This window comes from Corallococcus sp. AB032C, assembly GCF_003668935.1.
Classification (GTDB): Bacteria; Myxococcota; Myxococcia; order Myxococcales; family Myxococcaceae; genus Corallococcus; species Corallococcus exiguus.
The window spans coordinates 85,458-106,998 of sequence record NZ_RAWP01000006.1 but is presented as its reverse complement, the minus strand read 5'-3'; the positions used below and the strand labels follow the sequence as shown (position 1 = coordinate 106,998).

Below are 21,541 nucleotides of genomic sequence, written 5' to 3'. Positions count from 1 at the left end.
CCCCCCTGTCCGACTTAGAGGCAGGGACCCCAAGAATCATGCAGGAACATGTGCGCGGAGCGACGCCTACTGGCCATACCCCCGGAATTGCTGGAACACGCGCTCCATTTCCGCGTCGTCCAGCACCACGGGCTCGCCCAGTTGGAGCGCGCGCCAATACATGGCCGCCAGCGTCTCCACCTCCACCGCCAGCTTCCAGGCCGCGGCCAGGTCCATGCCCACGGCGACCATGCCGTGGTTGGCCAGCAGACACGCCTTGCGGCCCACCAGGGCCACCATCATGTGCCTCGCCAGCTCCGGCGTGCCGAAGGTGGCGTACTCGGCGCACCGGATGTCCGTGCCGCCCGCCGCGGACACCATGTAGTGGAAGGCGGGGATGCCCCGGCGCAGGCAGGCCAGCGTGGTGCTGAACATGCTGTGCGTGTGCAGCACCGCGCCCACCTCCGGCCGCGCCTGGAAGATGTCCCGGTGCAGCTGCCACTCGGTGGACGGCTTGCGGTGGCCCTCGTGCGAGCCGTCGAAGCGCATGAGGACCAGGTCCTCCGGCGTCATCGTCTCGTAGTTCATCCCGGACGGCGTGAGGAGGAAGCCGCCCTCCACCCGCTGGCTCAGGTTGCCGGACGTGCCCTGGTTCAGCCCGGAGGTGTTCATCCGCCGCGAGGTGGCCACCATCGCCTCGCGCAGTGCCTGGTGGCCCCCCGCCCCGCTCACTTCGCGGGGCTCCGCTGAGCGCGCCGCTCCGGGAAGAGGGACAGCATCCCCTCCTCCGTCGCGGGACACACGCCGCGCTCCGTGACGAGCGCCGTCACCAGCCGCGCGGGCGTCACGTCGAACGCGTAGTTCGCGGCGGGGCTCCCCGGAGGCGTAATCCTCACCGTGGCGATGTCTCCCGAAGGCAGCCGGCCCGTGACGTCACTGAGCTCCGTGCCGTCACGCTGCTCGATGGGGATCTCCTTCACGCCGTCCTGGATGGTCCAGTCGATGGTGGGCGACGGCAGCGCCACGTAGAACGGCACGCCGTTGTCCTTCGCGGCCAGCGCCTTCAGGTACGTGCCAATCTTGTTCGCCACGTCCCCGCGCGCGGTCGTGCGGTCCGTGCCGACGATGCACAGGTCCACTTCCCCGTGCTGCATCAGGTGCCCACCGACGTTGTCCGCGATGACCGTGTGCGGGACGCCGTGCTGTCCCAGCTCCCACGCCGTCAGCACCGCGCCCTGGTTGCGCGGGCGCGTCTCGTCCACCCAGACATGCAGGGGGATGCCCGCGTCGTGCGCCAGGTACATGGGCGCCAGCGCCGTGCCCCAGTCCACCGTGGCCAGCCAGCCGGCGTTGCAGTGCGTGAGCACGTTGAGCCGTCCCTTGCGGCCCTTCTTGTCCCACGCCTCCTGGAACAGCTTCAGCGCGTGCTCGCCGATGGCGCGGTTGATGGCCACGTCCTCGTCGCACAGCGCCGCCGCGTGCCGGTACGCGGCCTCCACGCGCTCGGACGGCTTCAGCGGTGCGAGCACCTGGCGCATCCCATCCAGCGCCCAGTGCAGGTTCACCGCCGTGGGCCGCGTGGCCCGGAGCATGGTCAGCGCCTTCTCCAGCGCGCCGTCGGACGCGTCCTGGCGCATGGCCAGACACACGCCATACGCCGCCGTGGCGCCGATGAGCGGCGCGCCGCGCACCAGCATGCTGCGGATGGCGTGGCCCGCTTCGTCCGCCGTGGACAGCTTCACCTTCACGAACGCGTGCGGCAGGCGCGTCTGGTCGATGACGCCGACGCTCCAGCCGTCGGACTCGACCCAGATGGAGCGCATCGGAACGCCTTGGACTTTCATCGCCGTGTCTTCCTTGTTCGGCCGTTCAGCGCTTGAGGACGCGGCCCGCCACCGCGGAGAGCTTCTCCACCATGGCCGGGTCGCGCGCGTCGGGCGACGTCATGATGGCGTGCTCCAGCGCCGTCTGGCAGCCGGCGTGGCACGGGGTGGAGTGCTGGCTCACGAGCGGCGCGATGTTCTTCACCACCCCGCGCGCCTTGCCCGCGTTGCCCAGCAGCACCGCGATCACCTGGTCCACCGTCACCGCGTCGTGGTCCGGATGCCAGCAGTCGAAATCCGTGACCATCGACACGCTCGCGTAGCAGATCTCCGCCTCACGGGCGAGCTTGGCCTCCGGCATGTTGGTCATGCCAATCACATCGCAGCCCCACTGCCGGTACATCTTGCTCTCCGCCAGCGTGGAGAACTGCGGGCCCTCCATCACCAGGTACGTGCCGCCGCGCACGACCTTGATGTCCAGGCCCTCGCACGCGGCCATCACCGCGTCACCCAGGCGCGAGCACGTGGGCTTCGCCATGGACACGTGCGCCACCAGCCCCTGCGAGAAGAAGCTCTTCACGCGCGCGAAGGTGCGGTCCACGAACTGGTCCACCACCACGAAGGTGCCCGGCGGCAAATCCTCCCGCAGGCTGCCCACCGCGGAGACGGAGAGGATGTCCGTCACGCCGCTGCGCTTGAGCGCGTCGATGTTCGCGCGGAAGTTCAGCTCCGACGGCGGAATCTTGTGCCCGCGACCGTGGCGCGGCAGGAACACCACCGGCTGGTCGCCGATGCGCCCGAAGCAGAACTCGTCCGACGTCTCACCGAACGGCGACGACACCCGGCGCCACGAGACATCCGTCAGGCCATCAATCTGATACAGGCCGCTGCCGCCGATGATGCCCAGCACGGGCTTGTTGGAACTCGACATGGGGGGGCTCCGCTCCGGGAAAGCTCGGGATGAGGAATCAATTCAAGACACGTGCGCGAACGGGTCGAGCGACGTGAAGTCGTGGAACACCGGGTGCCCGTGGCCCGGCGGCAGGGCCACCTCGCCCCGGTCCAGCGCCGCGGTGCGGAAGCCCGCCTGCTTCGCCGCGTCCAGCTCCGCCGTGTTGTCGGAGAGGAACAGGATGTCGCCGGGCGCAAGCCCCAGCGACTGGGCGATCTGTGTGTACGACGCCGCCTCCACCTTGGGCCCGGTGGTGGTGTCGAAGTAGCCGGAGAACACCGGCGTCAGGTCCCCCTCCACGCTGTAGCCGAAGATGAGCTTCTGCGCGGCGATGCTGCCGGAGGAATAGACATACAGGCGCATCCCCTTCGCGTGCCATTCGCGCAGGGCCCGGGCCGCGTCCGCGTGGACGTGGCCTTTAATCTCGCCGCGCGCGTAGCCATCCGCCCAGATGAGCCCCTGGAGCGTCTTGAGCGGCGTGGCCTTGCGGTCCTCGTCCAGCCAGCGCTGGAGCAGGGCGACGGTGCCCACCTCGTCCAGGCCGGGCTCGCCCGCGAGCGTGCGGGCGTCGGACAGGCACTGGCGCACGGCGGCCTGCTGCCCGTGCGTGGCGATGTACTCCGCCAGATGCTTCCGGGCGAAGGGGAAGAGGACGTCCTTCACGAAGGCGATGGAGCTGGTGGTGCCTTCGATGTCCGTGACGACCGCCTTGGGGGCACTCACGGCGCGTACTTCGGGAAGCGCTCGGCGATGGTCTCGCCGGTGAAGTGGCCTACCCAGCCGTCCGGGCGGATGAAGAAGCGGATGGCGGCGAACCGGGGCGCGGCGCCCATGTCGAACCAGTGCTTCATGCCTTCCGGCACGCTGATGAGGTCACCTCGCGTGCACTCCACCTGGAAGACCTTGTCGCCCGCGTGCAGGTAGAAGCAGCCGCTGCCCTCCACCATGATGCGCGACTCGTCCTCCGTGTGGGCGTGCTCGGAGAGGAACTTCGCGCGGGCGGCCTCCACGTTGGGGGCGTCCGGCTTGATGCGCGCCACGTCCACGGTGTTGTAGCCGTGGGCCTTCATCTCCGCGTCCACCACGTGCTTGTAGGCCGCGAGGACCTCTTCCTGGCCCGCGCCGTCCGGCAGGTCCACGGACGCGTCCACGCGCTCGAAGCGCACGCCCGCGGGCTTCAGCTCGCGACGGATGTCCTCGGGTTCGGTGAAGACGCCCAGCGGCGCCTCCGGCTGGTGGTCGTTGTAGACAATCAGCTTGCTCATCGCCGCACCTTCATCTTCTCGAGTTCGTACGTCAGCAGGTGTTCCAGCGCCACGACGTGGCGGCGGGCCTCGGCCATGCTCCGGCCCCAGGTGTAAAGCCCGTGGCCGGCGATGAGATACGCGACCAGGTCCGTGCGTTTCGCGAGCATCGCGGTCACCTTGTCCGCGAGCCGGGGGATGTCCTGGTCGTTGGGGAAGATGGGGATGGACACCGCCGCCTCGTGCGTGCGCGTGTCGCCCAGGGCCTTGAGCAGCTCGAAGTCCTGGAGCACCAGCTCGCCCTCCGGCAGTCGCAGGTTCGACAGGAGCGCGGCCACCACGGAGTGCGTGTGCAGCACGGCCTGCGCCTCCGGCCGGTCTCTGTACAGCTGCAGGTGAAGGGGCGTCTCCGCGGACGAGCCCTTGGGCGGCGGCGCGTGGATGTCCGCGACCAGGATGTCCGCCTCCACCAGCTCGCCCTTGTCCACGCCGGAGCGGGTGACGGCGGCGGTGCGGGCATCCAGCCTGCGGGAGAAGTTGCCGCTGGTGGCGGGCACGAAGTTGCGCACGCTGAGGAAGCGGCCCACTTCGACGATTTCACGGGCCGCTTCGGACAGGGTCGCGGCGGGGGCCGGGTCGATGCTCATCCATCCCTCGGGGGAGCTTGAGGACGCGATGAAACATCGCGTTGATGACACCGAGCATAATCCGGCGCTCACCGGTAGGCGCAAGGGAACGCAACGCAGGACGTCATGCGTCCTGCCGGGCCGCTCAGCTGCCGTCGAGCGCGAACCTGGCCAGCCGCGCGAGATCCTGCTGACCCTCCCGCTCCAGCACGTCGTTGTGGCCCGCGCCTGGCACGGTCACCACGAGGGCGTGCGGGAAGCGCTGGCCCAGCGTGCGGCCCATGTCCACGGGGACCACTTCGTCCTGCTCGCCATGGATGATGAGGACGGGGATGGGGATGTCCTTGGCCTTGTCGAGCGACTGGTAGCGGTCGCGCATCAGCAGCGACACGGGCAGGAAGGGGATGGTGCGCTGGCCCATGGCGACCATGGACGTGTACGGGGACACCAGCACCATGCGTGCACCGTATCCGCGCCGGGCCATCTCCACGGCGACGCCGGTGCCCAGGCTGCGTCCGCTGAGCACGATGTCCTCCGGCTTCACGCCCTGCTCACGAAGGAACTGGAGCGCGGCCTCCGCGGACGCGTACAGGCCCGCCTCGGACGGACTGCCCGGCGACGCGCCGTAGCCGGGGTACTCGACCGCGAGGAAGCCCAACCCCACGTCCCCAAGCGCCTGGCCCAGGCCCTGCTGCCACAGGAGCTGCTCGCCGTTGCCGTGGAAGTGCACCACGGTGCGGGCTCCCGGAGGCGCGGGCAGATAGAAGCGGTCCACGTTGAGGCCTGAGGCCAGCGGCACCACGCCGAAGCCCGGCTGGTCGCGCAGGTTCGCGGGCTCCGTGTGGGGCGCGGGGTAGATGAGGGAGCGCTGCGCGGCGAAGGCAAGGGCGCACAGCGCGAGGTACAGCATGCCAGTGACGAGGACGAAGGCCATGAGGAGGCGGCGGAAGCGTTGCACGCCGCCAGTCCATCACACCGTGCGCGTCCGGGGCGACACGGTTCAGGTGAACATCCCGAGGACCCGGTCCTCCCGGTAGCCGGGGAACACCTTCGCCAGGGCCACGCTGGGGCGGCAGGCGCGGAGGGCCTCGGACAGGGGGGCGCGGACGTCGGTCCAGGAGGGCACGTCCCGGCCGTCCTGGAGGCGATCCACCGTGAGGGATTCGAAGCGACCGTGCACGCCGCCTTTCACGCCGCCGCCGAGCGCGACCATCACGCCGCCCACGCCGTGGTCGGTGCCCTGATTGCCGTTCTCCTTCACGGTGCGGCCGAACTCCGTCATCACCAGCACCGTCACGGTGTCGAGCTTCGGGCCCAGGTCCGCCGCGAACGCGGCCAGCGCGTTGCCCAACTCCTCGCAGCGCCTCGCGAACGCGCCCTGGGTGACTCCCTGGGCGACGTGCGTGTCCCAACCGCCCATCTCCGTCGCGGCGACCTCCAGCCCTACGTCGCCCTTGATGAGACGCGCGATGTCCTGGAGACGGCGGGCCAGCGGCGTCCCCGGGTACGTCACGCCGGGAGTAACGGGCAGCTTCGCGAGGCGGGCTCCGTCCAGCTTCGACAGGGCCTCGAAGGCGTCCGCGCCCGCGCCCTTCAGCGCTTGATCCACCGCGCCGGAGTAGAGCGCGGAGAAGCCCTGGCGCGCGTCGCCATGCTGGCGTCCGGTGCGCAGCCGGAAGTCCTCCAACCGCCCCATCGCGAGGGCCCCCGCGTTGCCGTAGAGGGCTCGCGGCAACGTGGGTTGCAGGGCCACTGCGCGCAGGGGTGAGTCGTCCTTCGCGTCCAGGAGCGCGCGGTTGAGCCAGCCGTCCGCGGTGGACTTGCGTCCCGGCGTGCCGGACTCCAGGAAGTCCTGCGCGTCGAAGTGCGAACGTGGCGTGACGGGAAGCCCCACGCCGGGGAGCACCGCGAGCTTCCCTTCCGACCACAGGGGCATCAGGGCGCCGAGCGAGGGGTGCAGACCGAAGGGGCCCGTGAGCTTCAGTGCGGCGTGCTCGCCCTGGAACTTGAGCGCGAGCGTGGGCCGTGCGCGCTGATAGGCGTCGTCTTCAACGGGTGGAACCAGCGACAGGCCGTCCGCGCCACCTCGCAGGAACACCGTCACCAGTGCGCGACGGGTGGGCGCATCACCAGGACTCGCGGCCCAGGCGCGGGACAGGAAGGACGGCGCCAGCACGAGGCCCGCGCCCGTCATGCCCAGGGCTTGAAGGAGCTGCCTGCGGGAGAGTCGTGTCGTCATTGTTTCTGGAACTCCGGCGAGCCGAGCAGCAGCCCCGCGATGAGAGGCACGTCCACGGGTGGCGCTTCATCCACGGCGCTCGCGGCTTCTCGCTTCTCCGCCAGCGCCGCGAGGATGGTCGCCCTTGTCTCCTCCGATGGCTTCGCGCCCAGCAGCGTCTGTCCCAGGCCGTCCACCCACTCAACAGCGGAGGGCGCCTGCTTCGGCGCGAACGCGTCCAATGACACACGCGCTCCGGGCAGCCGGCCTCCCACCAGGTCCAGACCGAAGTTGAGCCTCGCCACCAGCGCTCCACTGTTCACCCAGGGCTCCGCCACCTCCGGGAACCCCGTGGGCGCGGGGGCCCGGTAGAGCGGCTCTCCCATCAGGGCCAGATGACGCAGCAGGCGGGGCGTCACCTCCACCTGTGCGTTCGTCGCTCGCAGCGCGGACACCACGTATTCGAACGGCGTCTTCACCTTCGCGGCCCGCGCCTGCGGCGACTGGAACTCCGGCGACTGGAACAGCGCTCGATACACCGCGCGCAGGTCTCCCTTCGTATCGAGGAACACCCTCGCCACGCGCTCCACCAACTCCGGTGAGGGCTCATCCGCGACGAAGCGTTGCGCGAGCTTCCGCGCCACGTGACGCGCTGTCGCGGGATGACTCGCCAGCAGGTCCAGCACCCGCTCCCCGTCCTTCTCCCCGCCTCCCGCTGGAATCACCTGGCCCAGCACCACCTTCGACTCCGCGTCGTGCGCCACCTTGCGGAAGATGAAGCCTGGGTCCTTCCTCGGTTGGCGGATGCTCCAGCCCGTGAAGCAGCGCGCGACCTCGCGCACGTCGTCCTGCGTGTAGCCTCCGTCCACGCCCAGCGTGTGCAACTCCAGCAGCTCGCGCGCGTAGTTCTCGTTGAGGCCCAGCTTCGGCTTCGCCTCTTCTTCGTCCTCCGCGTCCTCCATCATCGCGGCCTGACGGCGGAAGCGGCGCGGGTGGCGCAGCTCCTCCTGGCTCAGGCCCTCACGCGTGCTGCGCCAGTTGTCCAGGTAGAAGAGCATCGCCGGGTGGTGCGCCGTCGCGCCCAGCAGCTCCCGGAACGTGCCGAAGACGTGCGGCCGGATGGCGTCGCGCTCGTAGGACGTGGCCAGCCACTTCACCGCGCCTTTGTCCTCGGAGACGTTGAAGTGGTTGAACCAGAAGTCCACCAGCACCTCCTCCAACTGGCGCGGACTCTCCACGGCTCGCAGCACCCTCGCGGAGGAACGCTCGAAGACGACGCGCGCCGGGCCTCGCTCGCGCTTCTCCTCGCGTGGCATCTCCGGGGGCGGCCTCGGGTAGTCCTCCACGAGTTGCGCCATCGACAGGCCCAGCGTGGGGAACGCCTGGAGCTTCGCGCTCAACCCGGGTGGCAGCGCATCACCAGACGCGGGCTGGAGCTGGGCATCCACCCACCCTTCCACGCCCAGCCGCTTCATCTCCGACAGGTCGCTCGCCGAGGGGCCGTACGCCAGCCGTTGCAGCACGTGCACCGCGCGCGCCTCGTCGAAGGGCGCAGGCGCTTCAGGTGCCGTGACCTGCGACCGTGACGCACACGACAGGCACACGGCCACCAGGGGCCAGACAGGGAGGGCGCGCATGGTGATGCATTCAACCCCGGACGCGCCCGGAAGTTACGAGCCTGCCTTCAACTCAGTGCAGCATCGCGCCGAACAGCGACATGCCCAGGTTCACCGCCGACGCGATGACCAGGCCCGCGCCCACCAAGCCCGCGGCCGTGAGGGCCATGGGGTTGCGGTCCGCGGCGCGCAGGCCCTTGTGCAGGGTCTTCTTCAGCATCGTGCGCTGGCAGTGCACATGGATGCGGCCCTCCAGCGCGGCCTGCAGCTGCGCCACCATGTCGTCCACGGACTCGAAGCGCTCCTTGGGGTCCTTGCTCATCCCCTTCTTCACGAACCACATCAGCTCCGCGGGCACCGGGCCCTGCGCGCTGTTCTTGTGCATGGACCCCATGTCCAGCGTGCGCGTCTGCACCGCCGTCATGATGTCCGGCACCGACTGGATGCCGTCCAGGTAGTGCGACAGCGACAAGAGCTCGTGGAAGAGGACCGACAGGCTGTAGACGTCGCTGCGCGCGTCCATCGTGTCGTGCTCGCCGCGCGCCTGCTCCGGGGACATGTAGAGCGGCGTGCCCACCACGGAGCCCAGCTCCGTGTGCAGCGGCCGGGCCGAGTGCAGGTCCGTCGGCGTGCCAGCCGGCAGGGCCCTGTCGGAGGCCGCACCCACGCGGCGCGCGAGGCCCCAGTCCAGCACCGTCACCTCGCCGAAGGGGCCCACCATGATGTTCGCGGGCTTGATGTCGCGGTGGATGAAGCCCTTGCCGTGCGCGTACGACACCGCGTGCAGCACGCCCAGGAAGATCTGCACCCGCACCTGGAACGGATAGCGCACCAGCGCGTCCAGCTCCGAGTGGCGCAGCCGGGCGATGATGGACTCCAGCGTCTCGCCCTTCAGGTGCTTCATCAGGAAGTAGTACCGGCCCTGCTCATCCACGCCCACGTCGTGCACGGGCGCGATGTTCGGGTGGTCCAGCATGCCCACCGTGCGGATCTCCTCCACGAAGCGCAGCACGCGGTCCAGGTCCGCGCCCGGAGGGAGCCGCTTGAGCGCGACCTCCCGCTCGATGTCGTGGTCGCGGATGAGCACCACCTCGCCCATGCCGCCCTGCCCCAGGGGACGCACTTCCTCGAAGCGCTCGCGCTGCAGCGGCACCACGCTGGGCTGCTGGCCCTTCCACTCCACCCGGGGCAGCACCGTGTTGCGGCGCTGGGTCGTGGAACCCCCAGGCGCGAGCGTAGGCGCCAGCTGCGCCCCGGAGGACGGAGAAATGAGCGTGTTTTCCAGGCCGACCGAGAGCGTTTGACTCATGGGACGCCAGGAATAGCAGGCACTCCCCGCGCGCGCCCACATACGCGCAGTCCATGATGCAAACGCGCGAAACTACAAGGCCAGCAGGCGGCCAGGCGTCACCCCGCCGGGGTGAAGGGCACGTCCAGCACCGGCAATTTCGTAGCGCCGGGCAGGTCGTAGTGCCACCACTCCATCCGGTTGCGCTGGAAGCCGGCGCCCTCCATGGCCTTGCGCAGCACCTCGCGGTGTTCGCGTGAGGCGGGGGTGCCACCGGTGTAGCCGTGGTGCGCCGCGGGGGTGAAGTCGTCGAAGGGGGTGGGCATCTCCACCTCCGCCCCGTCCTTCGTCACCAGGGTCAGGTCCACCGCCCCGCCCCGGTTGTGGTTGGAGCCCTTGCGCGGGTCCGCCACGTAGCCGGGCTTCGGGAGGATCTTCCACATCTCGTACTGCACCGCGCGCGGCCGGTAGCAGTCGTACACCTTCAGCCGGTAGCCCTGGGGACGCAGCGCGTCCGCGGCCTGCGTCAGGCGCTTCACCGAGTCCGGCAACAACAGACACCGCGCACCGTCCGGGTACACCTGCCGCTTGAGGAAGTTGTCCTTCGTCGCGTAGCGCAGGTCCAGCACCAGGTCCGGGATGACGGTGGTCGCGTCCACCAGCTCCACCTTCGGCGCGGCCTTCGGTGCGCCTCCGAGCAGCGCCAGGGTCAGCGTGAGGCCCGCCGCGGCGCGCATCAGCGCACCCCGTCCGTGTACACGGTGGGGTCCGGCACGCCCGCTTCCTGGAAGCCCTTGGCGCGCAGGAGGCAGCTGTCGCAGCGGCCACACGCCCGGCCCTGGGCGTCCGGGTCGTAGCAGGAGTGCGTCATCCCGTAGTCCACGCCCAGCTTCACTCCGGCCTGGATGATCTGCGCCTTGGTGAGACCGGAGAGCGGCGCGTGCACCTTGAAGGTCGCACCCTCCACGCCCGCCTTGGTGGCCAGTTGGGCCATGGTCTCGAAGGAGCGGATGAACTCCGGGCGGCAGTCCGGATAGCCGCTGTAGTCCACCGCGTTGACGCCGATGTAGAGGTCCGTGGCGCCCACCACCTCCGCCAGGCCCAGCGCCATGGAGAGGAACAGCGCGTTGCGCGCGGGCACGTAGGTGACGGGCACGTCGTGGGACATGTCGTCCTCCGAGCGGTCCTTGGGCACGGGGATGTCATCCGTGAGGGCGGAGCCGCCCACCTGCCGCAGGTCCACCGTCACCACGCGCACGTCGCGCACGCCCATGATGGCCGCGACCTTCTTCGCCCGCTCCAGCTCCACCGAGTGGCGCTGTCCGTAGGCGATGGACAGGCACACCGGCTCGAAGCCGTCCGCCTTCGCCATCGCCAGGCACGTCGTTGAGTCCAGGCCTCCGGACAGGAGCACCACCGCACGCTTCGCCATTCCATCCTCCACTTCGGGGCGGCGCACGTTACACGACGGAGACAGGCCCCGGGTGCTTCAGTCGATGCGGTCGCCGCTCACCGTGTACACGGTGGTGCAGGTGACCGGGTTGCATTTGCAGCTCGCTCCCTTGCCGGGCAGGAAGATGTCCGTGAGCGAGCCGCACGCGAGCGACACGTCGTAGCCGTTCTCCGTGGGCGCGGGGAGGTCGCCCTCCGGCACGCCGCCGTCCAGGCGCTTGCAGTCGCGGGCCACGTTGCGCGCCTGGCTGTCGCTCAGGAGCATGACGTTCATGGCCTCCTCGATTTCGGAGTCCTCGCAGCCGGTGCCGCACGAGTCGCGGCGCGCGATGGCGCGGTGGGTGGAGGACACGCTCTGGCCGGTGTAGCCCGCGTCGCGCGAGAAGCCCTGCACGGTGAAGAAGCCCGTGCCCGCGTCGGTGTCGCGGGAGAAGGTGCCCTCGAAGTAGAAGCTGCCCGCGTCGTCCAGCTGCGCGAAGTCTCGCGCGCCCGCGTCACACGTGGTGCGCGCCGCGTCCAGCTTCGCCTGGAAGCGGAACGTCCCCATCACCTGGTTTCCCGGGTAGACGGGGTCGGAGAAACAGCCCACCGCCACGGCCAGGGCCGCCGCGGGGAAGAGCGCCACTGCCAGTCGCTTCAGGTGCATGAGGCGCTCCAGGTTAGGCGTCCAGCGACGCCAGGGCCAATTGGCGGAAGGCTTCGCTGCGGGACAGCACCGCACCCACATCCACGCTGGCCGGGTCACCGCCACGCACGTCCGAGTCCAGCCGCGCCAGCACGCGCCCCGCCGCCAGCGTCGCGGGCATCGCACGCCAGGCCGCCACCGCCGCGTCCTCCCACGTCAGCACCGCGCCGGGACGGGTGAGCTCCACGCCCTCCGAGCCCAGCGCCAGCGCCAGCGCGCACAGCCAGCCCAGCTCCACCGCGCCGAAGCAGCCGAGCGCGCCCGCGCCCAGCACCAGCGCGTCCGGCGACGTGAGGTACGCCTCCACGCCGCCGCGCGGGTCGACGGAGACGCGCACGGCTTCCGCGCCCAGCGACTCGAGCACCGGCTTCAGCGCGACGTGCAGCCGCGCGAGGCTCGACTCCGTCACCGGCACCAGGCCATCCGGCTCCGGGTGCTGGAAGTCCTGCGCGACACGCTCCAGCCGGGACACGGGCGCGCGCGGCGCCGGGGCGTCGCTGCTCACGAGCGCGGCGCCGATGCCGTCCGTGCGCTCCGCCTCCGGACGTCCCAGGGCGTGCAGCGCTTCCGCGTACAACGTCCAGCCGTCCACGTCCGGCCACTTCTCACGCAGGAGCGCGGGCCAGAAGCGCACCGCGAGCACCGCGCCGTCCGGGGACGGAGAGAAGCGCTCGGTCACCCAGCGCGTCAGCGCGGGCGTGAGCTGATTCGCGTCCGCGAGCCGCTCCGCCAGGCGCACCGCCGGGCCCACGAGCTGCGCGTCCAGGTAGCCACGGAGGATGACCTCCAGCTCCGCGGGGTCCTGAGTGAGGCGCTCGCGCAGCCGCAGCGCTTCGCCCACCAGGCCGCGCGCTTCCGCGAACTTCACGCGACGGGCCAGCCGCTCGTCCGTGTCCGGGAGCTGCTCCAGCTGCGAGGCCGCTTCGGCCCAGCGCTGCTGCGCTTCGTAGGCGTCCGCCAGGCGCTCGCGGTACGGCGTCCACGCGTCGGAGCCCGCGAGCTTCGCGAGGGTGTCCGCCAGCGTGAGGAACACCGTCGACTCGCGCGCCTCGTCCACCAGCGCGAGCAGCGACTGCACGGCGGCGAGGCTGTCCGCGTCGTCGGTGAGGGCGGCCTCGAAGGCCTCGCGCGCCTCGGCGGGCTGGGCCAGCGGGCCTTGCAGCAGCTCACCGCGCTCCAGGTGCAGCAGCGCGCGCGCCTTCGCGTCCTTCGTGTCCTGGGCGATGAGCGCCAGCGTGCGCTCCGCGGACTCCAGGCGGCCCAGCTCGCGCTCCAGGGTGTAGCGCTCGCGCAGCAGCTCCTCGCGGCGCGCGGGCCAGCCGTCCGCGGCGAAGGCCAGGGACTCCAGCCTCGCGGACTCCGGCAGCGCGCGCACGCGGGCGAGCACCGCTTCGGCCAGGGCTTCCGGCTCCAGGCCCAGCTCCGGCAGCAGGAGCATCAGGCGCGCGCCGAGTCCGGGCTCTCCGCCCAGTTCCTCCAGGGCGCGCAGGCGCGCGAACACCGGGGCCGGACGGGCGCGCAGTACTTCGTCCCGCAGCGCCACGGCGAAGGCGGCGTCACGTTCGTAGGACAGGGCCGCCAGCTCCAGCAGGCCTTCCCACTCCGCGTCCTCGCGCAGTCCGTCCGCCAGCGCGGAGGCGTGAGCGGGGTCCGCGTCCGGCGTCGCGACCAGGGCCCAGAGGGCCACGCGCGTGCGGGGCACGTCGCCCGCCTGCGCGGCCATGGCCAGCGCGTCGGTGTACTCGCCCGCGGCCATGGCGGGCGCGAAGCCCACGTCCAGGGCGCGCGCGAAGGCGCCCAGGCGTGCGAAGCGCTCGGCCAGCTCCGTCGCGGACAGCATGTCCGGCGCGTCGGTGGCGATGCGCTCGACGACCTCCAGCGCCTCGCCCATCTCGCCCGCCTTCTCCCAGAGGCCGGCGGCCTCCAGCAGCAGCGGGGGACGCTCCTCCGGGGCGGCGAGCCGGGCCGCCTGCAACAGCGCGCGGGCCGCCCGGGGCGCGTCTCCGGAGGCGCGGTGCAGGTGCGCGACGAGCAGCGCGGCGCGCAGGTCCGGCTCCGTGGCGACGGCGGCCTTCGCGGCCTTCAACGCGTCTTCCAGCAGCCCCGCCTTCTCGAAGGCGCGAGCGGCGGCCACCAGCAGCGACACGCGCTGCTCGCCCGACGAGAGCTCCGCGCGGGCCACGCGCACCTCGGCGCGGCGCGCGTGCGCGTCACCGAGCAGCGGCTCCAGGGCCTCCAGCGCGTCGGCGTAGCCGGCACCGGAAGCGCCCCGAGCCACCACGACCTCCAGCGCGTCGCGAGCGGCCTCCTCGCGGGTCGCGTCCTTCGCCAGCCCCGCGAACTCCAGCCGGAGCACCGCGGACTCGTCCGCGTCGTCCGTGAGCGGAATCAGCCGCTCCAGCGCGGCGAGCAGCTCCGCGGACTCCTTGCGCGCACGCAGGCCGTCCACCAGCGCGCGCAGGGCGGCCGGGTTCTCCGGATCCGCCTCCGCCGCGCGGCGCGTGAGGGCCCAGGCCGTGTCCGCGTCCGACAGCGACTCGTTCGCCACGGACGCGGCGGCGAGCAGCAGCTCCGCGGCGCGCGAGCCTCCCGCGGCCTCCGCGCCCGCTTCGTAGATGCCCAGCAGGTCGCCGTGGCGGCCCAGGGCGCGCAGGCCCTCCACCGCACGGTCGATGACGCCCGCGTCCGCCGGACGCAGCCGGGCCAGGGGCACCAGCGCGTCGATGGCCTCGCGCGGGTCATCGAAGAGGTCGGCCGCGCGGCGCAGCAGCACCTCTTCCGTCGCCGCGTCCTGGGCCCTGCGCGCCAGCTGCAACGACGCCCGGTACAGCCCGGGGCCGTTGCCCGTGCGCGAGTGCACCTCCGCGAGCAGCGACAGCGCCTCACCGCCGCGCGCGCCCTCCGGCTCCAGCGACACCACGGCTTCAAAGGCATCCGCCGCGTCGTGGAACGCGCCCGACGCGAGCGACGCATGGCCCAGGCGCAGCCACGTGCGCACGCGCACCGGCACCGGCAGCGAGTCCCCGCCCAGCGCCAGCACCCGTCGGTCATACGGCTGCGCGGCGGCGGGGCCTCCACCCTGGGCGGCCAGCTCGGCGCGCGCGCAGAGGGCGTCCACGTCACCGCCCGCGCGGCCCAGGTAATCGTCGAAGGCCTCCGCGGCCTTGAGCGCTTCGCCCGCGTCCAGCAGGCGCTGAGCCCGCTCACGCAACAGGGGCAGCGCGTCCTCGGGGGTCACGGCCTCCGCGCGCTGGCCCAGCAGGTCCGCCAGCCGGCGCACGTCTCCGGCGGCGCGCTCGCGCACGTGCTGGAAGGCCTCCGCGTTGGCGGGATCCAGCTCGAAGGCGCGGTCCTCGCAGAGGATGGCGCGCTCGCGGGCACCCTCTTCGCGGAAGGCGCTCGCGGCGGCGAGGTAGCTCGCGGCGGCCTCGGCGGGCGTCTGGCGCTCGGCGCGGCGGAGCATCAGCTCGGCCAGGGCCTGACGCTCTCCGCTCTCTTCCAGGAAGGCGCGGTGGCGCGTGAAGACGGGCTCGCGGAACGGATCCGCCTCCAACAGGATGGCGTCGAACTCGGCGGCGTCCGCGGGGCGGCGCACCTGGTGCAGCAGCTCCGCGGCCTGCGCGGTCAGGTTCAGGTCGTCCGGCTTCGCGGCGCGGGCGGCGATGAGCGCGGCGGCGGCGGACTCAGGCTTGTTCGCGCGGTCGCGGTAGAGGACCGCGGCCTGGTACAGCAGCGCCGCGTGACGGTCGGCGTCGAGCTCCGACTCCGCGCACTCCTCGTACCAGGCGGCCAGCTCCGCGATGCGGCCGTCACGCTCCAGCAGCTCCGCGAGCAGACCTTCCGCTTCCGTGAGCCAGCGGTCCTGGCGCAGGGCCTGGCGCAGGAAGCCCTCCGCCTTCGGCGTGTCCGAGAGCTCGCCCAGGTTCAGGCGGGCCAGGCGCAGCAGCACCGCCGCGCCCTCACGCGTGCCCGTCATCCGGGGCAGCCCGCGCTCCCACCAGCGGGCCTCGGCGGCAGCGTCGTCGCGGCGCTCGGCCAGGGCCGCGCCCATGCGCGCGGTGTCCAGCTCCGCGGCCAACCCGAAGGCACGCTCCAGCGAAGCCTCCGCGGCGTTCAGGTCCAGCTTCACGTCGCGCAACAACTCCGCGCGGCGGCGCTCGCACGCGGCGGCTTCGGCGTTGCGTTCACCGGCGGCGAGCAGGTCACGGGCGTTGGCGAGCGAGCGCAGCGCATCGTCCGCGCGGCCCATCGACTCCGCGAGCCGGGCCTCCTCGTCGTAGGCCGCGAGCGCGGCGTCCACGTCCCCCGCCTGGAGGCTGAGCGCTGCCACCGGCTGGAGTTCCGCGAGGAGCTCCGACGTGCGGCCCGTCTCGCGGTAGAGGGCGACGAGCCGACGGCGCAGCGGCAGGGGCGCCTTCGCCATCTGCGCCGCGTGGGACAGCAGCGATGCGGCGATGCCCGCGTCCGCCAGCGCCTCGCGCGCCCGCTCCGCCAGCGACACCAGCCGCGCGACGGTGTCCTCGGACGGCGCCAGCACGCGCGCGTGGGCGACGCGCACCTCGAAGGCACCGCGCGGGTCGTCGCGCTCCAGCAGCGCGGAGAGCCGCTCCACGGCGCGCTCGCACAGCGGGCGCTCCGTGAGCAGGTACCGGTACGCGGTCACCGCGCGCTTCACATCGCCGGACTGCTCGGCCAGGTCGCCCAGGCGCAGGCTCGTGGCCTCCGCCGCCTCCGGGGCCGCGCGGAAGTCCGCCGCCTGGACCAGGGCCTCCTGCAACGGCAGGGCTTCGCGCACCGCGCCGCGCAGGTAGAGCAGGTCCGCCAGCGTGGCCAGGTCCTCGCCCTTCGCGGGCACCCGCGCATGCGCGCGACGCGCCAGGGCCAGCGCCCGATCCAACTCCTGGGCCTGCCTCGCGTAGGTGACACCCTCGCGCAGCAGCGCCGCGGCCTCGGCGGCGTCGGCGTCCTCCGCCGCGGCCTCCAGCAGGCCCGCGGCCTCCAGCAACTCTCCGCGACCGGCCACCAGCGACACCAGCCGACGGCGCACCGCCGCGTCCGCCGGGGTCAGCCGCAGCGCCTGTCGCAGCGCGGCCTCGGCGGGCGCACCCTGCCCCAACCGATCGAGGTAGAGGCTCGCGAGCTCCGAGTACAACGACGCGGCGGCCGCGGGCGGAGCATGGGGCGCCTCGGCGGCGAGCAACTCCGCGAGCCGGGCCCAGTCCTCCAGGTCGCGCAGCACGCGCTGCAACGCGAGCGTGGCTTCCTCGTGGCGCGGTGCCAGGCCGAGCGCGGCTTCCAGGTCGCGCGCGGAGGCCTCGCGGTCTCCCTGGCCTTCAAGCAGCGCGGCGCGCATCAGGAGCGCTTCCACGCGGCGGGCGATGGGCCCCTGGCGTGCGGCCTCGGCCAGCGCGGCGGCTTCGTCCGAGGGCTTGCCGTCGCGGCGGGCCAGCTCGGCGAGCTGGAAGAAGGCATCGCACCGCGCGTCGGCGGGCGGCTCCAGCGCGATGGCGGCACGGAGCGCGTCTCCGGCGGAGGCGCGCTCGTCCTTCTCCAGCAGCACGGTGGCCAGGGCCAGCAGCCGCTCCCGGGCACGGGCGCCCAGGGTGGCATCGGCGGCCACGGCGCGGCGCCACGCATCCAGCTCGGCGGGCGCGTCAGACGCTTCGCGCGCCAGCTCCGCCAGCATCAGCAGCAGCGGCGCGGGCCGGCGCGACAGCTTCGCGGCCTGGGCGCAGTCGTCGCGCGCGGGACCCGTGCGGCCGGCGCTCCGGTGCAGCATGGCCCGGCGCGCGAGCAGCTCGGCGCGGGCTTCACCCGACGCGGCGGACACCAGCGTGCCCAGCAACTCCAGCCGCTCGGACTCTTCTTCCGGCGTGCCCGTGCCGGGCGGAGGCAGCAGCTCCAGCAGCGCCTGCGCCGCCCACGCGTCCTGCGGCTCCTCCACCAGCAGGCTGCGCAGCGAATCCGCCGAGGCGCTCGCGCGGCCCAGGGCGAGGCACAGCTCGGCCAGCTCCCGGCGGGCCTGACGGCGGGCGTCTCCGGAGAGGCGCGGCCACAGCTCCACCAGCAGGTCCGCCAGGGCCTCGCGGGCGCCGGCCTTGCGGTGCAGCGCGGCCAGCTCCAGCCGCGCGTCCAGGTCCTCCGGCGTGCGCGCGCAGAACTCCGCGAGCAGGCGCCTCGCCGCGTCCGTGCGGTTCGCGCGCACTGCGGCGGTGGCGGCCTTGCGCGTGAGGGCCACACGCTCCGCTTCGCGCGGGGCATCCACGTCCGCGGGAGGCAGCGCCAGCACCGCCTCGAAGTCCTCCAGCGCGGCGCGGGCATCCGTGGCCAGCCGCAGCTCGCCCCGGCGGACGCGTGCGGGCGCGAACGTCGCGTCGCGCTCCAGCGCCTCGGCGAGGAAGGCCTCTTCGCGGCTCGTGCCGGCGGCCAGCAGCGACGCACGGAAGAGCAGCTTCGAACCCGCCCGAGCATCCGGCACCAGCGTGGCCCGCCGCGCGTACAGCCGCGCAGCCTCCAGCTTCTCGCCGCGCTCCAGCTCCAGCTCGGCCAGGGCCTCCAGCACCTCCGCGGCGAGCGGCCCTTCGGGGCTCGCTTCCAACGCGGAGGCCAGGCGCATCAGCGCGGCGGCCTTCTCTCCGCGCTCCAGCAGGGCCCGAGCGCTCTGGAGGAACAGCGGCGCCGCCTCCTCCGAACGGTCCGCGCCGGACAGAGCCTGCGCGCGCGTGGCCCACAGCTCGGCCAGCGCCTGCGTCTCGCCGGCCTCCGTGTAGAGGGCCTCCAGCCGCGTGGCGAGCACGTCGTCCAGCCGCCGCAGCGGGAACGCCTGCGCGTACGCGGCGATGGCGCCCTCGCGGTCACCCAGCAGCTCGCACGCACGACCCAGCCGGGCGCGCACGTCCGCCAGCTTCTCCGGAGCCGCGGTGCGCGGCAGCGTGGCCAGCAGCGACTCCAGCGCGCGCCGGGCGTGCTCGGGCCGCTCGCAGCGCAGGCTCAGGTCCGCCAGGTCCAGCAGCACCGCCGCGTCCGGAGCCAGCCGCGCGGCCTTCTCCAGCGCCACCAGCGCGTCGCCCACGCGCCCCAGCCGCGCCTCCAGCACGCCGGCCAGCTCACGCAGCGCCGCCGCCGCCAGCCGCTTGTCGCCCTGCGCTTCCGCCACCCGCGCGCGGTCCTCCAGCGCGGTGGCGAGCCCCGCCAGGTCGGAGCGCTTGCGCTGCAACGCGCACAGCTCGCCCAGCGCCGGCAGGTCGTCCGGCTCCGCGCGCAGCACCTCCTGCAGCGCGTGCACGGCAAGGTCCAAATCGAAGGCCAGGTCGCGCGCGGCCACCGCGAGGCGGCGGTACTTCTGCGCCCGCTCCTTCGGCTCCGTCGTCAGCCGCGCCAGCGCCGCGAGGCAGCGAGTGAGCTGCGCGCCGTCACGACGGGCCTCGGCCAGCGCGAGCAGCGACTCCAGCGCGGGCCGGTGGTCGCCATCCGCCTCCAGCGCGAGCGTGAGCAGCTTGTCGGCCTTGTCCGCCTGCTGGAGCTTGCCCCGGTACAGCTCGCCCGCTTCGGCCCACAGCGCGGCGCGGGCCTTCGGCTCTTCCTTGAGAGCGGCGGCCTTCTCCAGCGCCTCGGCCAGTTCCTGCGAGCGGCCGGTGACGCGGAAGTACGGGATCAGTTCTTCCAGCGCCACCGCGTCGCGAGGATCCAACGCGAGCGCCGCTTCCAGGTGCTCACGCGCCCGCGCCGGGTCGCCCAGCTTCGTGCGCGACAGGCGCGCCAGCGCATGGTGACTCTCGTGCGCGGCGTGACGGACGCTCTCCGAACGCGGCGCAGGCCCCGCCAGCTCCAGCGCCTGCTGGTACCCGCTCAGGGCCTCCTGCAACCTGCCCAGTCCTTCGGCCACGCGCGCGGAGGCGAACAGCGGCTCCGGCTCACCGGGAAGCAGCGACACGGCCTCGCGGTAGCGCAGCAGCGCGTTCTCCGGCTGCTTCAGGCCCTCTTCCCACACCCGGCCCGCGAGCAGGTCCGCCTGTCCCACGCGGTCCAGCTCATGGCGCGCCATGGAGACTTCGCGCAGCCGGTCCAGGGCCTTCAGCGCGCGCAGGTGCTCACCACCGCGGTGGCACAGCTCACCCAACAGCAGCAGCGCGTCCGGCTGGTCCGGCGACAGACGCAGCGCGGCCTCGCAGTGCAGCCGGGCCCCCGCGATGTCGTCCTCCGTCTGAGCGCACAGCCGCGCCAGATGCACATGCGCGTCCGCGGCCTCCAACGGATCACGAGCCAGGGCCGCGAGCCGCCGATACGCCCTGACCGCGCCAGCCCGGTCGCGCGCCTGATCCGACGCGCGAGCCAGCGCCTTCAACGACGGCAGGTGGTCCGGCTTGAGGCCCAGCAGCTCGTGCAGCGCCTTCACCGCCACCTGCGGCGCGGTGTCGCGAGAGGAGCGCGCGGCGGCCTCGGCGGCGAAGAACGCGGCGGCCTCTTCCGAGGTCCGTCGAGCCAGCGCGCACAGCGCCAGGTAGCGCTCCGCCGCGCGGGCACCCTCGCCCCGGCGCTCGCGCACCACGGCCTCGCCCCACAGCGCAGCGGGGCTGCGGTCGCGTCGGCGAGACAGCGTGGCCGCCACGTCCAGGGCCAGGTCATGCGCCTGCGGATCCGCGACGAGCAGCGCCAGCAACCGCTCCGCCGCGAACGGGTGCGCGTCCTGCGCGTCCCCGGCCTGGAGGTACGCCTGCCGAGCCTCCGCGAGCCGCCCCTGCGCGACCAGACCCTCCGCGTCCGCGAAGGCCCGAGCGCCCTCCAGCGCCAGCATCAGCTCCTCGTCCGGAGCGGCGGGCGGCGGCAGCCCTCCGGCGGCGAAGCGCAGGCGCAGGCCGGTGCTGGAGACCTCCGCCGCGGACAGGCGCGCGGTGTCCAGCGTGGGCACCTTGTAGCCCCGGCTCAGCGAGGCCAGCTCGCACAGCGAGGGCAGCACGCGAGTGGAGAAGCCGGTGGCGCCGCGCACCTCCACGTCCGGCAGCAGGCCCAGCGCGCCCACGGCCTCGGACAACAGGCCCGGCAGCTGCACCGACGGCGTGGCGGAGAAGCCATACAGCCGCACGTCGTAGACGTAGACGGCCAGCCGGTCCCCGTCCGCGTCGAAGGCGATCTTGAACGTGAACGGCGTGCGCTCCGGCGCCGGCAGCCGGCCCTGGCCCTCCAGGTAGCCGGGGCGGAAGTGCAGCCGCAGCTCCTCGATGCCCACGAGCCGCCCGGCCAGCTCCGCCACCTTGCGCGTGACGAGGTCCGCGTCGACCGTCAGCTCCAGGAAGCCGAAGAGCAGCTTCTTGCGCTGGTAGCGCGTGGCGCCCGCGCTGACGTTGAACGGGAAGCTGACGTCCGGAATCTGGAGCGCGAAGTCGGCGATGCGCAGCCCGGGCTGGACCTCCAATGCCGGAAAGCCCACGAACGCACGCCGATCCAACAGGCGAAGCTCGGGGGCGGCGCCTGAAGCAGGCGCGACGGGCTTGGGGGACTCGCTATCGGTGGCCATCGGAGGAGGCTGGGGAGGCTACCATGACCCCTAAGCCCTGGAATTTTTAGGCAAACCCTCGGTAGGACGGCAGGCGGCGGGGCATGGCGTACCCAGGCGTTTCCCAGGTGATTCCGTCCAGGAGGAACGTCATGCGCCCAAAGC

At 72.7% G+C, this 21,541-nt stretch carries 14 protein-coding genes; all 14 read right to left on the bottom strand.

Going from position 1 to position 21,541, the window contains the following annotated elements; genetic code table 11:
- Positions 1-66: 66 nt before the first annotated feature.
- Entirely contained in the window at positions 67-711 is a 645-nt protein-coding gene (locus tag D7X99_RS03845) for a class II aldolase/adducin family protein (protein WP_121776510.1), read from the bottom strand.
- Positions 708-1,823, bottom strand: a complete 1,116-nt coding sequence (mtnA, locus tag D7X99_RS03840) for an S-methyl-5-thioribose-1-phosphate isomerase (RefSeq protein WP_121776509.1) — start codon at positions 1,821-1,823, stop codon at positions 708-710. Before mtnA ends, D7X99_RS03845 begins: the two co-directional genes overlap by 4 nt.
- A 25-nt stretch (positions 1,824-1,848) precedes the next feature.
- Positions 1,849-2,733, bottom strand: coding sequence for an S-methyl-5'-thioadenosine phosphorylase (locus D7X99_RS03835; RefSeq protein WP_120574544.1), 885 nt, complete (start codon positions 2,731-2,733; stop codon positions 1,849-1,851).
- Between the two features lie 42 nt (positions 2,734-2,775).
- The gene (mtnC, locus tag D7X99_RS03830; protein ID WP_121776508.1) at positions 2,776-3,477 is read right to left on the bottom strand and encodes an acireductone synthase; all 702 of its coding nucleotides are present in this window, start codon (positions 3,475-3,477) and stop codon (positions 2,776-2,778) included.
- On the bottom strand, positions 3,474-4,019 hold the full coding sequence (locus tag D7X99_RS03825) for an acireductone dioxygenase (protein WP_120574542.1): 546 nt from the start codon (positions 4,017-4,019) through the stop codon (positions 3,474-3,476). The genes mtnC and D7X99_RS03825 overlap by 4 nt, the downstream gene beginning before the upstream one ends.
- Positions 4,016-4,645 carry a methylthioribulose 1-phosphate dehydratase gene (locus D7X99_RS03820; protein ID WP_120561323.1) on the bottom strand — a complete coding sequence of 210 codons (630 nt, stop codon included), beginning with the start codon at positions 4,643-4,645 and terminating at the stop codon, positions 4,016-4,018. The genes D7X99_RS03825 and D7X99_RS03820 overlap by 4 nt, the downstream gene beginning before the upstream one ends.
- Before the next feature lie 124 nt (positions 4,646-4,769).
- Positions 4,770-5,582, bottom strand: coding sequence for an alpha/beta hydrolase (locus D7X99_RS03815; RefSeq protein ID WP_121776507.1), 813 nt, complete (start codon positions 5,580-5,582; stop codon positions 4,770-4,772).
- 42 nt (positions 5,583-5,624) lie between these two features.
- Positions 5,625-6,863, bottom strand: coding sequence for a DUF1501 domain-containing protein (locus tag D7X99_RS03810; RefSeq protein ID WP_121776506.1), 1,239 nt, complete (start codon positions 6,861-6,863; stop codon positions 5,625-5,627).
- Positions 6,860-8,479 carry a DUF1800 domain-containing protein gene (locus D7X99_RS03805; protein ID WP_121776505.1) on the bottom strand — a complete coding sequence of 540 codons (1,620 nt, stop codon included), beginning with the start codon at positions 8,477-8,479 and terminating at the stop codon, positions 6,860-6,862. Before D7X99_RS03805 ends, D7X99_RS03810 begins: the two co-directional genes overlap by 4 nt.
- Before the next feature lie 52 nt (positions 8,480-8,531).
- Entirely contained in the window at positions 8,532-9,767 is a 1,236-nt protein-coding gene (locus tag D7X99_RS03800) for a serine/threonine-protein kinase (protein ID WP_121753426.1), read from the bottom strand.
- Positions 9,768-9,865: 98 nt separating this feature from the next.
- Positions 9,866-10,483, bottom strand: a complete 618-nt coding sequence (ddpX, locus tag D7X99_RS03795; protein ID WP_121776504.1) for a D-alanyl-D-alanine dipeptidase — start codon at positions 10,481-10,483, stop codon at positions 9,866-9,868.
- Entirely contained in the window at positions 10,483-11,178 is a 696-nt protein-coding gene (gene queC / locus D7X99_RS03790) for a 7-cyano-7-deazaguanine synthase QueC (RefSeq protein WP_120574538.1), read from the bottom strand. The genes ddpX and queC overlap by 1 nt, the downstream gene beginning before the upstream one ends.
- 57 nt (positions 11,179-11,235) lie before the next feature.
- Positions 11,236-11,844, bottom strand: a complete 609-nt coding sequence (locus D7X99_RS03785; RefSeq protein ID WP_121776503.1) for a hypothetical protein — start codon at positions 11,842-11,844, stop codon at positions 11,236-11,238.
- 13 nt (positions 11,845-11,857) lie between these two features.
- The gene (locus D7X99_RS03780) at positions 11,858-21,397 is read right to left on the bottom strand and encodes a flagellar hook-length control protein FliK (RefSeq protein WP_121776502.1); all 9,540 of its coding nucleotides are present in this window, start codon (positions 21,395-21,397) and stop codon (positions 11,858-11,860) included.
- Positions 21,398-21,541: the final 144 nt, after the last annotated feature.

Coding starts and splice junctions, on each gene's coding strand:
- D7X99_RS03825 (WP_120574542.1), bottom strand. CDS start 4,019: ATGAGCAAGCTGATTGTCTACAACGACCACCAGCCGGAGGCGCCGCTG.
- D7X99_RS03805 (WP_121776505.1), bottom strand. CDS start 8,479: ATGCGCGCCCTCCCTGTCTGGCCCCTGGTGGCCGTGTGCCTGTCGTGT.
- D7X99_RS03820 (WP_120561323.1), bottom strand. CDS start 4,645: ATGAGCATCGACCCGGCCCCCGCCGCGACCCTGTCCGAAGCGGCCCGT.
- D7X99_RS03835 (WP_120574544.1), bottom strand. CDS start 2,733: ATGTCGAGTTCCAACAAGCCCGTGCTGGGCATCATCGGCGGCAGCGGC.
- D7X99_RS03810 (WP_121776506.1), bottom strand. CDS start 6,863: ATGACGACACGACTCTCCCGCAGGCAGCTCCTTCAAGCCCTGGGCATG.
- queC (WP_120574538.1), bottom strand. CDS start 11,178: ATGGCGAAGCGTGCGGTGGTGCTCCTGTCCGGAGGCCTGGACTCAACG.
- D7X99_RS03800 (WP_121753426.1), bottom strand. CDS start 9,767: ATGAGTCAAACGCTCTCGGTCGGCCTGGAAAACACGCTCATTTCTCCG.
- D7X99_RS03785 (WP_121776503.1), bottom strand. CDS start 11,844: ATGCACCTGAAGCGACTGGCAGTGGCGCTCTTCCCCGCGGCGGCCCTG.
- ddpX (WP_121776504.1), bottom strand. CDS start 10,483: ATGCGCGCCGCGGCGGGCCTCACGCTGACCCTGGCGCTGCTCGGAGGC.
- mtnA (WP_121776509.1), bottom strand. CDS start 1,823: ATGAAAGTCCAAGGCGTTCCGATGCGCTCCATCTGGGTCGAGTCCGAC.
- D7X99_RS03780 (WP_121776502.1), bottom strand. CDS start 21,397: ATGGCCACCGATAGCGAGTCCCCCAAGCCCGTCGCGCCTGCTTCAGGC.